The sequence below is a fragment of the Gordonia sp. DT30 genome, from assembly GCF_049844915.1.
Classification (GTDB): domain Bacteria; phylum Actinomycetota; class Actinomycetes; order Mycobacteriales; family Mycobacteriaceae; genus Gordonia.
The window spans coordinates 64,745-78,406 of record NZ_JBNCLY010000015.1; the positions used below are offsets into that span (position 1 = coordinate 64,745).

A 13,662-nucleotide genomic window follows, 5' to 3' on the forward strand; every position below is an offset into this window, starting at 1 on the left:
CCGCCCCGGTGCCGCATCGACGCGCGCACCTCGAACGGCAGACGAGCCGTTTGTGTCGGTGGCCGGTCCTAGTGTCGTCGGCGGTGGTCAGCACCAGGGCCGAATCCTTCCGGTCGCCCACCTGAAACGGGGCCGGGTTCCAATGGAATCGCCCGCCGACACAGCCAACGACGACCGAGTGAGATGGAGATCACAATGTACATCGACTGCACGAGTTGTCCCGGTCGTCACCGGGCGTGTGACGGCTGCATGATGAGCCTTCTTGTGGGGCCCATGACCAGCGGCGACGCTGCTCTCGACCCCGATCGCCGCGGCGTCCGAGAGGGTCGGCAGATGGGCGATTCCGACGCCGAGATCTGTTCGGCCGTAGGCGTCTTCGCCGATGCTTCGATGGTCAGCACCGCCGCTGCACGATCGGCAAAACTAACCATCGGCCCAGCGTGCGGGCCCGCAGCGAGGCCCGGGTTGCGGATTTTGCGTGCGGGCTAGTCGTCGGCCGAAGTCGGACGTCGTGTCCCCTAGTGGACAGACCTGCATCTGATTTCGTAACCTTTCCGAGACCTTCGCAGAGCGTCCCGCTTCACCAAGAAGTGGTCTGTGAAGATCACCGCTCAATCGTCCGACGGACGAACCGGGGAACCACACGTTTTCGGAGCAATCCGGATTGGGGTGAATTGCGCCCCGGGCACACCTGTGCCCGGATCGCATAGGGCCATTCTCTCGGCCCGAACCCGACAGCTAACTCGGTAGGCGGTCAAGGGAGAACCAAAGGAGAACTCGTTTCGTGGCCAAACATCGTTTGGAACAGCCGAATCGCGGCAGCAGCATCGCCAAGAAGGCGATGATCGCGGGCTCGCTGACCGTCGGCTCGCTTGCCGTTGCCGCAGGTCCGGCTCTGGCCGCTCCGGCGCCGAGCGCGACCATCGAGATCCCGAATCTCGGTAAGTTCACGCTGCCCGGTATTGATCAGAACCAGGTTCCGAACCAGTTCCGTCCCGGTGGCGGTGGCGGTGGCATCACCGCGCCGGTCGACACGGCCGCGCAAAAGGCCGTTCGCGCCGCGGAATCCAAGATCGGCGCACCGTACGTCTACGGTGCGGCCGGCCCCAATGCCTTCGACTGCTCGGGCCTGGTCTACTGGTCGTACCAGCAGGCCGGAAAGACCATCCCGCGCGACAGTTACGGACAACTCGGCGGCGGACGTGCGGTCAACTACGCCGACGCGCAGCCCGGCGATGTCTTGATCTTCAACGGTGGCAGCCACGCGGGCCTCTACATCGGCAACGGCCAGTTCATCCAGGCGTCCACCGAGGGCGTGCCGGTGGAGAAGTCCGCCGTCAAGGGTTGGTCGCTGACGGGAGTTCGTCGATACTGACCTCGGCTCCGGTGAAAACGTGTGAGTGTGTTTCGGGCGGATCGTGCGCGGCGCGATCCGCCTGAGCCCCGTCGAGGACGGGTGTGAATCGCCGCGGGCACAGGGTGTCTGGCCCGTGTCGTTTGGGGAAGTGGCTAGGGAAGTGTGGTGACAACCGTGGGAGCCGGTTCGGCGATCGTTCACAATCGATCCGTACGTTTGGCGCTGACCACCGTGATCGCGGTATTGGCGATCGCGATGACCCCCTTCGGGGCGGTCTTCGACAGTCCGCAGGCCGCGGCTGATCCACCGCAATCGGCCGACCAGTTGCTTGCGCGCTACCGCGCACTCAGCCGGGAGGCCGAGACCTCGACCGAGCAGATGCACAACGCTCAGATCGAGTACGACAAACAGCGTCAGATCGTCGGCCGGTCCAAGAAGGCCGCCGCCGACGCACAGACCTCGCTCGACCGTTCGCAGGTCGCGCTGAACGGGTTGCAGTCGCGCTTCGACTCGCTGATCCGGGTCAGCTACATGGGTGGCCGGTCCAACCGTCTCTACGCAGTCTTGACCAGTGATTCGCCGCAAAACCTGCTCGATCAGATGTCCGGCCTCGAGATGGTGTCGCGCCGTACCGCGACGGAACTGTCCGCCCTCAAACAGGGACGCGCCCACACTGTTTCGGCTCTCGAGACCGCGAACTCGACGGCGGCAGCGGCGACCCGGGCGGTCACCGATGCCGAGCGCGTACGAGGTGACCTGCAGAAGAAGCAGGCCGAACTCCAACTGCAGGCCGCACAGGTCCGGGTGATCTACCAGAGTCTGACCGGTAAAGAGCTCGCAGCGCTGGCCGGCCCCCGTATCGACTTCGATCCGGCTTCGATCCCGCGCGGCACCGCCCCGGCACTCGTTGCCGTCCAGGCCGCACTGACTCGTATCGGCGACCCGTATGTGTGGGGTGCCACCGGCCCGGACTCCTTCGACTGTTCCGGCCTGATGGTGTGGTCGTACAAGCAGACCGGAAAGACGTTGCCGCGCTCGAGTGAGGCGCAACTGGCCGGGGGCACGCCCGTCGCCCGGCCGGACCTTCAGCCCGGCGACCTGATCATCTATTACTCTGACGCGAGCCACGTCGGCATGTATGTCGGCGACGGCTATGTGATCCACGCGTCCACCTTCGGCGTGCCGGTCAAGGTCGTCCCGATCGACGATGCGGGCCCGTACAACTCCGCGCGTCGCTACTGAGATCCCGCTGCGCGTGGAGGGAGTCCGCGTCGGTCGGCGAGCCTCGGCGTGTCAGGCGCGGGGACTCCTCGCGACGCTGGCAGCCGTTGCGCTGTTGGTGACCGCGTGCGGCGATGGCGGTGGTGGGAGCGGGCCGGGCAGGTCTTCGTCGGCGTCGGCGACCACCACGAACGTCTATTTCCAGCAGCGGACGCAGGGCGTCACCAGACTGCTCGACGCGCTGGCGAGTGCGCTGCACAGTGGCAGTTCAGCCGATCTCGCCGCACTGCTGGATCCGTCGGTGACGCCGGCGCTGCGCGACCGGCTACAGACGGCTCAGGACAATCTTTCGCCGGCCGTTCGACGGGCCGGACCGTCGGGTTCGAGCACGCCCAATCGGCTGCGGCTCAAGGAATTGCGCTACCAGCTCGCACCTACCGAAGAGGCCGAGACGCTGATCCCGGCCGGGCTGCAGGCCCGTCTGAACCAACAGGGCAGCTCCGACACCTGGGTGGCACCGGTCGAGATGCATGTGGCTCTCGGCGGTGCGTCGACGCCGGGCATCGGTGAGGACGACGTGGTCATCAACACCCAGCTCGTGGCGGCGCGTTACGACGACACCTGGAAGCTGGTGGGGGACGCGACACTGGTCGGCGAGCCGGCGCCACCGACCCAGATGTGGGATCTGCCCGGACTCACCGCGACCGATGTCGCCACCGTGGGCGGTACGTCGGTGATCGCCTCCTACCCGGGTACCTCCGCCACCGTCGACCGCATTCGCAAGCTCTTGCCGGGGGCGGTGGCCGCGGTGTCGGGGTTCTGGGGTTCGGACTGGGCGCAACGCGCGGCGATACTCGCCACCGACACCGACGACCAGTTCCACGCGGTGGCCGGGTCGGCCACCGACACCGCTGCAGCCGCGACGATCTATGCGCGACTCGACCTCTCGGCGCGCACCGCAACCGGTCAACGCGTCATCTTGACGCCGGCCGCCCGGGACCTGCCCGACCCGGTCCTGGGAGTGGTACTTCGGCACGAACTGACCCACGTCGCCACCCGCGCGCAAACGGCGACCGCAGCGCCGATGTGGCTCACCGAGGGAGTCGCCGAATATGTCGGACGCAAGGGCACCTACACCCGCCCGGCCGATGCGGCCCCAGATCTCGCTGCGGCGGTGCAATCCGGTCAGGTGCCGACGGACCTGCCGAGCGATGCACAATTCTCACTCGGCGGCGACTCGCCGCAGATGGCGTACCAATCGGCGTGGTCGGTGGCCGCGTTCGTCGCCGGTACCTATGGGGAAAACAAGCTCAAGACGCTCTACACCGCAGTGGGCGCTGCCGGCGACGGCGGCCGTCAGGATGCGGCGCTCGCGGCCACGCTGGGCCTGTCGCGGGCCCAATTCGTTCAGCGGTGGCAGGCGTGGCTGACGCGGGAATTGCGATGAGATCGACGAGGATGATGGGGTGACGCGCCGAACCCTCCTGGTGACCAACGACTTTCCGCCCCGTCGTGGGGGAATCCAGTCGTACCTGCAGAACCTGGTGGATCTCCTCGATCCCGATGAGGTGGTCGTATATGCACCGCGATGGCGCGGACGCAGCGACAAGGAATTCGACGCCCAAGTGCCCTACCGGGTCTACCGGCACCCGACGACGTTGATGTTGCCCACGCCGTTCGTCGCCCGCCGAGCCGCGAGAATCGTTCGTGAGGAACAGATTTCGACGGTATGGTTCGGTGCTGCCGCACCCCTGGCGGTGCTCGCCGGGCACCTGCGTCGGGCCGGGGCGAGCCGCGTCATCGCCAGTACCCATGGTCATGAGGTCGGCTGGTCGATGCTCCCCGGCGCCCGTGCGGTCTTACGCCACATCGGTGACAACACCGACGTCATCACCTTCGTGAGTCGCTACACCCGTGGCCGCTTCGCCTCGGCATTCGGCCCGCGCGCGGCCCTCGAGTATCTGCCGCCGGGGGTCGACGTGACGCGTTTTGCGCCGGATGACCAGGCCCGCAGGCGGATTCGCGGACAGCTGGGTCTGGGGGACCGGCCGACGATCCTCTGTCTGTCTCGACTGGTGCCGCGCAAGGGACAGGATGTGCTGATCCGGGCGTTGCCGCTCATCCGGTCCGAGATCGCCGACGCGGTGCTCGTCATCGTCGGGGGCGGTCCATATGCCGACACGCTGGACAAGCTCGCGCAGTCCGAAGGGGTGGCCGAGCACGTGATCTTCACCGGCTCGGTACCTGCCGACGATCTGCCCGCCTACCACGCGGCTGCCGACGTCTTCGCGATGCCGGCCCGCACCCGTGCCGGCGGCCTCGACGTCGAAGGACTCGGAATCGTCTATCTGGAGGCGTCGGCCAGTGGGGTGCCGGTGGTCGCCGGGAATTCTGGTGGGGCGCCGGAGACCGTGCGTGAGGGCATCACCGGAACCGTCGTCGACGGCACCGATGTGGCCGCGGTGGCGTTCGCCCTCATCGCGATCCTGTCGGATCCGGATGCCGCGGCCGAGATGGGCCGCCAAGGACGGGTTTTCGTCGAGGAACGGTGGCAGTGGGCACAGATCGCGGCGCGCCTGCGGCAGCTGCTCTGACGCGAAGCCGCGGTGTCAGCGTTTGGTGTAGAGGGCGTTGATGTCGTCGGAGAACTTGTCGACCACCACGTTGCGCTTGACCTTCAAGGTAGGCGTCATCTCTCCGGTCTCCTCGCTGAAGTCCGAGTTGAGAATCCGGAACTTCTTGATCGACTCGGCATGCGAGACGGTCTTGTTGGCCTCGTCGACCGCCGACTGGATCGCGGCGCGCAGGTCGGGGTCGTCGGCCAGATCGGCGACCGACGCATCGGCGGGCTTGCCGTTGCGTTCCTTCCAGGCCGGGAACGCCTCGGGATCGACGGTGATCAGGGCGGCGATGAACGGCTTCTGATCACCGACGACCACGGCCTGTGACACCAAGGCGTCGGCGCGGATCACGTCTTCGAGGCCGGCGGGGGAGACGTTCTTCCCGCCGGCGGTGACGATGAGCTCCTTCTTGCGGCCGGTGATCTTGAGGAATCCGTCGCCATCGAGCGAACCCAGATCACCGGTGTGGAACCAGCCGTCGGAGATCGCGGTGGCGGTTGCTTCGTCGTTGTGCCAGTAGCCCTCGAACACGACCCCGCCGCGCAGCATGATCTCGCCGTCCTCGGCGATACGAACGGCGTTGCTCGCCAACGGCTTTCCGACGGTACCGATCCGGACGGCGCCCGGTGTGTTGACGGTGACCGCGGCCGTCGTCTCGGTGAGTCCGTAACCCTCGTATACCGGGATTCCGATGCCGGAGAAGAAGAAGCCGAGGCGTGCGCCGAGCGGGCCGCCGCCGGAGATCGCGAGTTCACACTGTCCGCCCAGCGCGGCGCGCAGCTTGCGGTAGACCAGCCTGTCGAATACCGCGTGCTTGGCGCGCAACAGGATTCCGGCATCGCCACGTTCGACCGCGGTGGCATATTGCACCGCGGTCGTCGCGGCCAGATCGAAGATCTTGCCTTTGCCCTCGTCGTGGGCCTTCTGCTGGGCGGTGTTGAAGACCTTCTCGAACACCCGCGGCACCGACAGGATCAGTGACGGTTTGAACACCGCGAATTCCGGTACCAGACCGGGAATGTCGTTGGTGAAGCCCACCTCGACGCCCGCCTCGATCGCGACCAGCGTGATGGCCCGGGCCAGCACGTGGGCCATCGGCAGGAACATCAGCAGCCGCTTACCGTCGCCGAGGAGGGTGGACATGTTGCCCTCGAGGACGCCCCGAACCTCCGAGAGCATATTGGCGTGGGTCAGTTCGCATCCCTTGGGGCGGCCGGTGGTGCCCGAGGTGTAGATGAGGGTCGCCGGATCGGCGGCGTGTACGGTCGCGCGTCGCTTGGTGACCTCGTCGTCGTGTACATCGGCGCCGAGCGCGGTCAGTTCGTCGAGTGCACCCGGGCCGTCGGTGCGGTCGATCTGGAGCACCGTGACCGGCCGCTCGAGGGCGGCCGCCTCGAACAGCTCGCGGTGCTTGTCCTCCTCGACCAGGATCATCGTGGCGCCGGAATCGGTCATGATCCACTCGATCTGCGAAGTCGACGACGAGTCGTAGATCGGGACCGTGATGGCTCCTGCGGACCAGATGGCGAAGTCGAGCAGCAGCCATTCCAGGCGGGTCGTCGACAACAGTCCGACGCGGTCCCCGGGGCCGATACCCGAGGCGATGAGCCCCTTGGCCAGCGCGGTGATTCGCGCGGCGACATCGTCGGCGCGCACCGGAACCCACGAATCGCCCTCCTTGCGGCGGAAGACCGTCTTGGCGGGAGTACGTTCGGCGATGCCGAAGATGATCGAGGTGGCGTTCTCGTCGGCACCGACAGTGAACTCTGCCGGAACGCTGTACTCGTTCATATCCTGGACCTCTCCTGCATCATCGATGACCAGACCATCGTAACGACGCTCGATGACACGCCGTGTCACGGGTGTGGCGGGCCACGGGGTCCCGCCGGGCGCCGGATCGGGTACCGGCGCGCCGGTTGGCTACCGATCGCCGCGGGCGATATGTGAAGCTGGAGACGTGACGATCATTCAGGTTGCCGACGACACCTTCGTCGCCGCGGACCCGGGCAGTGCATCCGGGGTCGTCGGCGATCGGAGCAGGTGGCGGCGGTGGTGGCCCGACCTGCGTCTCGAGGTCGTCGAGGACCGCGGGGACGCCGGGATTCGTTGGCAGGTGTCGGGTCCCATCTCGGGGACCATGGAGATCTGGTGCGAGCCGGCGCTCGACGGCTTCGTCCTGCACTATTTTCTCCATGCCGAACCCGTCGAGCGGAAAAGCGGTGCCGAGGCGATGCGTCCGGACCGGATCGCCGAACTCAATCGGCGCCGCCGGGCGGCCGGAAAAGTGATGGCCTTCGAATGCAAGGACTTCCTCGAGGGCGGCCGCGGGGTCGGCGAGCCGGCTGTGTCTGTGACCGGCCGGACCGGTGCGTGATGGCCGATCACACCGAGCAATCCATCGTCGTCAATGCCGACGCCGCCGACATCATGACGGTGATCGCCGACTTCGAGAACTACCCGGAATGGGTCAGTGCGGCGCGGGCGGTGGAGGTCCTCGAACGCGACGGCGCCGACCGCGCTGTCCGGGTGCGCTTCATCCTGGATGCGGGCGTGCTGCGTGACACCTATGAACTGCGCTACGAATGGGACGGCGACGGGACCGGGGTGTCCTGGCAACTGGTCTCCAGCGATCTACAGCGTGATCAGCGCGGCAGATACGAGGTGACCCAGCAGGTTCCCGGATCGAGCAAGGTCACCTACACGTTGATGGTGGACCTGCTGGTGCCGATGATCGGCAGGCTCAAGCGACGTGCCGAGAAGGCGATCACCGATTCGGCCCTCAACGAACTGAAGAAGAGGGTCGAAGGCTGATCGATCTCACTCCCATCCATATGGTGCTGGGGCCGGGGGGTTCCGGGATTTCGGTGGTCGCGGCCGCCGGCGCCCTGCGCCGCGAGCGCGGTCGGCCACCCAGCCGCGCGCCGTTGTCGCGGCCGGGTCGCCACACCCTGCTGATCACCATCGACCGGCTCTCGCCGACGCCGGATCTGTTGGGTGTCTTCCGTCTGCCCGGTTCGACGGTCGCCGTGTCATCCGGGGTGCACCTGCTGACCCTGGAACGGCTGCAATCGGTCGAACAGACGTGGTCGGCGTTCGCGGGTCTGCTGACCGCGGGTATCCGGGACACCAAGCTGAATCTGCCGATGCTGGGAACCCTCGCCGGTATCGAGTCCGCCGAACTCGCCACGTTGCCGGGTGTGGAGGAATTCCTGCTGCTGCGGCGCATCCGTGACGAGGCCGTCAGCGGTAGCTGGGAACGCATCGTCGTCGACCTGTCCGGGGTGGCCGACGTCTTCGCTCTCCTTCGTGCACCGTCGTTCCTCGAGCAGGGGATCGAACGGCTCTGGCCGCGGCACCGCCGATTGGCCGCAGCCACCGAGCGTCCGGTACTCGCACAGTTGGCCGCCGCGATGGACACCATCGCCCGCGATTGCGAGGACATCGCGGAGGTGCTGTCGGATCCGCATGTGCTGGCCGGTCACCTCGTCGTCGCGGCCGACGCCCGGGGGGCGCGTGCGGTGGCGCAACACCTGGCGCTCGCCGACCTGATGGGCTTTCCGCTCCGTTCGGTTCTGGTGAATCGGGGCGTCCGCGCGGGCGAGCCGGCCGAGGTGCACATCGAGGACCGGCACGTGGTCATCCGAATGGTCGAGGCTGCCGCCGCGCCGCTGGATCGTCCTGCGCGCCTGCGGAAGCTCGCGGTGACGCTGGCCGAGCCGACCGGTGACGCGCGGGGTAGTGGTGCCGCGCAGGTGCGCACCGTATGCGGCACGGGTCTGGACACGATCTTCGAGATGTCATGGGAGCAGCGACTGCCCGACCCGCAACGGTTTGATCTCGGGCGCAGCGGCGACGACCTGCTGGTCACCGTCGACGGGTTCCGGCACGCGGTGCGGCTGCCGTCGGTGCTCCGTCGTTGCGACGTCGTCGAGGCGAGTTGGGACGGCCGGTCGGTGCGTGTGCGGTTCGCTCCGGACCCGGCCGTCTGGCCGCGGGGGCAGTAGACCCGACGTCGACGCGCGACGCGGACACGGACTTGCCCGGGATAGGGCGGCACGTGCGCAGAGGGTACCGTGCTTGTGCACGCGAAACGCCAGATGGAGTGCTGCCGGATGGAGTACCGACCGTATGAGCCGCCCCGGATCCCATGAACGCCGAAACCCATGAGCGCCGAATCCCATGAACGCCCAAACCCGAAACCCGGATCACATGAGCCCCGACACGTATGAATACTGACGAGAACGGTCGTACCGACGGCGGGCGCGCGTCGGCGTCCGGCGCGGATCGCGGTGGGTCGGCCGGCGATCCGCTGCGCGAGTTGTTGCTTTCCCTGGCCGGCCAGATCGACGTGGTTGCCGGCTGGTTGGGGACCGGCGAGCAGCCCGCGGGTGCGCCCTCGGGAGCCGGAACCTTTCTGCATGAGACATTTCTGCGTGATGGCCTCGGCGCCGACCTCGTCGGCGACGTCACCTCGCTCATGCGCGAGATCGGTGACCTGCTGGCCCGGCTGATCGCGGCGTTCATCACCCTGCTCGAGGCGATCGCGGCGGCCTTGCGGACCGTGCCCGCCGACGCCGGTCCGGCGCCGCGTCGGTACCAGCCGATCTCGGTGCGGCTTTCGGACGACCCTCGCGCCCCTCGCGCGCCGGGCTCCGACCGGCCGGGCATGCCGTCGGCGGACGCGCCGAGGCCACGCCGGTCCGACCACTCGGCGCCCGAAGGTGAGAACTGATGGCGGAGCTGACGATTGGCATCGACATCGGTGGTACGAGCGTGCGTGCGGCGGTCGTCGACGACGAGGGCGTCATGCTGGACACGCTGCGCGCGGCAACTCCGCCGACGGCCACCGCGCTCGAGCACTGCCTGGACCGGCTGGTCGGTGAACTCACCTCACGATGGTCGGCGAAGGCGGTCGGAATGGCCATCGCCGGATTCCTCACGCCGGACCGGCAGGTGGTGCGCTTCGCCCCGCACCTGCCGTGGCGGGAGACACGCGTTGCCGAGGAGATGACGGCGCGGATCGGGATTCCGGTCTTCGCCGAACACGACGCCAATGCGGCCGCGGTCGCCGAGCGTCGATACGGTGCTGCCGCCCGCGGACACAACGCGCTCGTCCTCGCGATCGGCACGGGCATCGGTGCCGGGCTGCTGATCGACGGTGAGATCTACCGCGGCAGTTTCGGGGTGGCCCCCGAACTCGGTCACCTCACCATCGTGCCCGATGGGCGCCCGTGTTCCTGCGGAAAGCGGGGATGTTGGGAAAGGTATTGCAGCGGAACGGCTCTGGCGGACACCGTGGTGGAACTGCTCGCCGACGACGATTGGGGGCGCTCGCAACTGGCCGCCGACCTCGCCGCCGATCCGGGTTCGCTGACCGGCCGCCGTGTCGCCGGTGCCGCGGCCGACGGTGATGCCGTCGCGGTCGCGGCGTTCGCGGCGTTCGCCGCTTCACTCGGACAAGGTCTGGCGATGATCGCCGACGTCTTCGATCCCGATCTCATCGTCATCGCCGGTGGTGTGGGGACGGCGTCCGGTCTCTATCTCGACGAGGCACGGGAGCATTACGCGCGGTTGATCACCGGTGCCGGGCATCGTCAACTCGCCCGCATCCGGGGGACACAACTAGGCGAGAACGCCGGGGTGCTCGGTGCCGCCGAGATCGCACGTCGGGCCATCGCGGCCGACATCACACAGTCGGCCGACGTGTGACGGTCGCACCGTCAGATGAGTAGAGTTCACAACCGGGTCGAGTCGCGTCGAAGCGCTCGTCGGCGTGATGAAGGGTAGTGACACATGTGGTACCACACGTTCAAATACGTGCTGCTGGGCCCGCTGCTCCGGTTGTTCGGGCGCCCGACGATCGAAGGACTGGAGAACATCCCCGTCCGCGGGCCGGCGATCCTGGCCAGTAATCACCTGGCCGTGATGGACAGCTTCTTCCTCCCGTTGATGTGCCCCCGCCGCATCTACTTCTTGGCCAAGGCCGAATACTTCAGCGGCACCGGACTCAAGGGCCGTTTCCAGCGTTGGTTCTACACCGCCGTCGGGCAGATCCCCATCGACCGCTCCGGCGCCGAGGCCGCAGCCGGTGCATTGACCGCCGCCAGCCGACAGCTCGAGAAGGGTGAGCTGATGGGCATGTATCCCGAGGGCACCCGCTCCCCGGATGGCCGCCTCTACAAGGGCAAGACCGGCCTTGCGCGCATTGCGCTGGAGACGGGCGTGCCGGTGATCCCGGTCGCAATGATCGGCACCAACAAGTTCAACCCGCCTGGCACCGTGCGGGTTCGGCCGACCAAGGTCACCGTGCGAGTCGGCACGCCGTTGTCCTTCGACCGCTACGAGGGCATGCAGGGCAACCGCTTCATCGAACGTGCGGTGACCGATGAGATCATGTACGAGCTGATGCGCCTGTCGGGTCAGCAGTACGTTGACGTCTACGCCGCCAGCCTCAAGGACAAGCCCGCCGAGAGCCAGGAAGCGACACCGGCGGCCTGAGGCCGGCTCGTCACCTCAACTGATCGGGGTGTCGGCGAGCGCTCGCCGCTTGGCGGCATCGTCGTCATCTGCCTCATCGGCACTGTGAAATGGCAAGCGCCAGAGCACCACCAGTGCCGCGATACCCCAGATCGAGTACGAACTGCCGACGATTTGAGCCGGCGCCGACCACGACGACGAGTTCTGCGGCAGGAACTGAAACGGTCCGAGCGAGAACAGGATCACGCCGACGACCGCGAGCACCAGATAGGCCACCCGGGTGGCGCGCGACGATGTACGAGCCGACACGGCGAGTGCGGTCACGATCAGCGGGATCGCCCACACCCAGTGGTGGGCCCAGGACGTGGGCGAGACGAGCAGACCCCACACCGCGATCGCACAGGTGGCCAGGACCGCGTTGACGCGTGCCGACGCGTTCGCGCCCGCACGGAACGACTCGCGGGGGCGGCAGGCGCGTACCGCGCACACCATGAGTGCCGTGATGGCCAACGAGCTGATCACCCAGGCGATCTGTCCGTCGAGTCCGGGCAGCAGTCGCACCCAGGCTGCGTTGAGGTTCTGGTTGATCCGGCCGGCCGGATCGCCGATGCGGGTGGTGTGGAACAGGGTGTGCGTCCAATATCCCAGCGAATCGCCGGGCAGCCATACCCAGGCGAACGCGCCGGCGAGGACAAAGGCGAGGCCGGCGGTCGCGGCCGCTCGCCAGCGGCCGGCGGCGGCGAATACGCCGATGAAGACCAACGGCGTCAACTTGATCGCCGACGCCAGGCCGGCCAGGATGCCTTGTGCCCGGCCCCAGGGCCGGCGCATCCGGGCGACGACGAACACGTCGACGAGGATCATCGCCATCAGGATGACGTTGACCTGCCCGAATCCCAGGGTCATCCACACCGGATTGAGCCACAGCGCGCCTGCGGCGATCAATGTCGCCAGCCACCACCGATTGCCATGGGTGCCCACCGAGATCAGGGACAGCACGATGTGCAGGCTCAACACCAGCAGGCCGATGGTGAACACCGACATCACCACCCCGGCCACCGGCAGCGGCATAGCGCCCAACGGTACGAAGCCCAGAGCCGCGAACGGCGGGTAGGTGAACGGAAGCCAGATCCCGTCGCTGGTGAAGGGCATCGAGCCGTCGGCGTAGAGGCTCTGGCCCTGCTGCCAGATCTGGGCACCGATCCGGTAGACGTCCAGGTCGATGCGGGTGCGGGTGGCGAAACTCGAGGTGAACGGAACCCCGAACATCTGCATGCCGGCGGAGGCGGCGAAGATCACGCCGATGACGACGCGGACACGCCGGGTCGGCGACCAGCGGCGCAGCCACTCGTCCACCGCGGTCAGCATTGTCGTCATGACGGGCTCTTCGTTTCCTCTCCGGCGGCGGCCTCGCTGCCGCGGCGGGTGATACTTACCAGTATGCGGTTCTTCTACGATTCGGAGTTTATCGAGGATGGCACCACGATCGAACTCATCTCGATCGGTGTCGTGGCGGAGGACGGGCGAGAATTCTACGCGGTGTCCACCGAGTTCGATCCCGGCCGGGCCGGTGACTGGGTACGGGCACATGTGCTGCCCAAGCTGCCGTCACCGGCGGCGTCGGTGTGGCGCTCCCGGCGGCAGATTCGCGATGAGCTCCTCGAGTTCCTCACGGCGGAGCCCGGCGAGGTCGAACTGTGGGCGTGGGTCGGGGCCTACGACCACGTGGTGCTGTGCCAGTTGTGGGGGCCGATGACCGCTCTGCCGCGTCAGATCCCGCGCTTCACCAGGGAGCTGCGCCAGCACTGGGAGTACGCGGGCCGACCCCCGTTACCCCCGGCGCCGGCCGACGCCCACGATGCGCTCAGCGATGCTCGCCACAACCGGCGCAAGTGGCAGGCGATCGAGGAGGTCCGTCCGGCGGGCAGGTGAGGCCTCGGGTACGGCCACCGTCCGGATCGCCAGGCACTGGTCCCCGAGCGGCCG

13 protein-coding genes and 1 riboswitch are annotated in these 13,662 nt (G+C 67.5%); of the genes, 11 read left to right on the plus strand and 2 right to left on the minus strand.

Annotation, left to right across the window (positions count from 1 at the left end; genetic code table 11):
• Window positions 1-598: 598 nt before the first annotated feature.
• Window positions 599-768, plus strand: a riboswitch (cyclic di-AMP (ydaO/yuaA leader).
• A gap of 16 nt (window positions 769-784) precedes the next feature.
• The 4 genes from ACLQ3C_RS14785 (at window position 785) to ACLQ3C_RS14800 (ending at window position 5,172) form a co-directional block, all read left to right on the plus strand.
• The gene (locus tag ACLQ3C_RS14785) at window positions 785-1,375 is read left to right on the plus strand and encodes a C40 family peptidase (RefSeq protein WP_425705832.1); all 591 of its coding nucleotides are present in this window, start codon (window positions 785-787) and stop codon (window positions 1,373-1,375) included.
• Between the two features lie 144 nt (window positions 1,376-1,519).
• A complete protein-coding gene (locus tag ACLQ3C_RS14790; protein ID WP_425705833.1) occupies window positions 1,520-2,599 on the plus strand; it encodes an NlpC/P60 family protein in 1,080 nt (359 codons plus the stop codon).
• Between the two features lie 13 nt (window positions 2,600-2,612).
• Window positions 2,613-4,025 carry a peptidase MA family metallohydrolase gene (locus ACLQ3C_RS14795; protein WP_425705834.1) on the plus strand — a complete coding sequence of 471 codons (1,413 nt, stop codon included), beginning with the start codon at window positions 2,613-2,615 and terminating at the stop codon, window positions 4,023-4,025.
• Between the two features lie 19 nt (window positions 4,026-4,044).
• Complete coding sequence (locus ACLQ3C_RS14800; RefSeq protein ID WP_425705835.1) at window positions 4,045-5,172, plus strand: glycosyltransferase family 4 protein; 1,128 nt, start codon at window positions 4,045-4,047, stop codon at window positions 5,170-5,172.
• 15 nt (window positions 5,173-5,187) lie between these two features.
• Here ACLQ3C_RS14800 and ACLQ3C_RS14805 read toward each other — a convergent pair whose 3' ends face one another.
• Complete coding sequence (locus tag ACLQ3C_RS14805) at window positions 5,188-6,990, minus strand: AMP-dependent synthetase/ligase (protein ID WP_425705836.1); 1,803 nt, start codon at window positions 6,988-6,990, stop codon at window positions 5,188-5,190.
• 166 nt (window positions 6,991-7,156) lie between these two features.
• On the opposite strand from ACLQ3C_RS14805, the gene ACLQ3C_RS14810 reads away from it, so the two are divergent.
• The 6 genes from ACLQ3C_RS14810 to ACLQ3C_RS14835 all read left to right on the plus strand — a co-directional run bounded on the left by ACLQ3C_RS14810 (window position 7,157) and on the right by ACLQ3C_RS14835 (window position 11,697).
• Window positions 7,157-7,573: a hypothetical protein gene (locus ACLQ3C_RS14810; RefSeq protein WP_425705837.1), complete on the plus strand. Its 417-nt coding sequence runs from the start codon at window positions 7,157-7,159 to the stop codon at window positions 7,571-7,573.
• Entirely contained in the window at window positions 7,573-8,010 is a 438-nt protein-coding gene (locus tag ACLQ3C_RS14815) for an SRPBCC family protein (RefSeq protein ID WP_425705838.1), read from the plus strand. The genes ACLQ3C_RS14810 and ACLQ3C_RS14815 overlap by 1 nt, the downstream gene beginning before the upstream one ends.
• A gap of 20 nt (window positions 8,011-8,030) precedes the next feature.
• Entirely contained in the window at window positions 8,031-9,203 is a 1,173-nt protein-coding gene (locus ACLQ3C_RS14820) for an ArsA-related P-loop ATPase (protein ID WP_425705839.1), read from the plus strand.
• A gap of 221 nt (window positions 9,204-9,424) precedes the next feature.
• A complete protein-coding gene (locus ACLQ3C_RS14825; protein ID WP_425705840.1) occupies window positions 9,425-9,931 on the plus strand; it encodes a hypothetical protein in 507 nt (168 codons plus the stop codon).
• On the plus strand, window positions 9,931-10,908 hold the full coding sequence (locus ACLQ3C_RS14830) for an ROK family protein (RefSeq protein WP_425705841.1): 978 nt from the start codon (window positions 9,931-9,933) through the stop codon (window positions 10,906-10,908). Before ACLQ3C_RS14825 ends, ACLQ3C_RS14830 begins: the two co-directional genes overlap by 1 nt.
• An 84-nt stretch (window positions 10,909-10,992) precedes the next feature.
• Entirely contained in the window at window positions 10,993-11,697 is a 705-nt protein-coding gene (locus ACLQ3C_RS14835) for a lysophospholipid acyltransferase family protein (protein WP_425705842.1), read from the plus strand.
• A gap of 15 nt (window positions 11,698-11,712) precedes the next feature.
• Here the strand turns inward: ACLQ3C_RS14835 and ACLQ3C_RS14840 are convergent, their stop codons facing one another.
• Window positions 11,713-13,053 (minus strand): glycosyltransferase 87 family protein, encoded by a 1,341-nt coding sequence (locus ACLQ3C_RS14840; protein WP_425705843.1) that lies wholly within the window; start codon window positions 13,051-13,053, stop codon window positions 11,713-11,715.
• A gap of 63 nt (window positions 13,054-13,116) precedes the next feature.
• Between ACLQ3C_RS14840 and ACLQ3C_RS14845 the strand changes: the two genes are divergently transcribed.
• Window positions 13,117-13,608 (plus strand): polyadenylate-specific 3'-exoribonuclease AS, encoded by a 492-nt coding sequence (locus ACLQ3C_RS14845; RefSeq protein WP_425705844.1) that lies wholly within the window; start codon window positions 13,117-13,119, stop codon window positions 13,606-13,608.
• The last annotated feature ends 54 nt before the right edge of the window (window positions 13,609-13,662 follow it).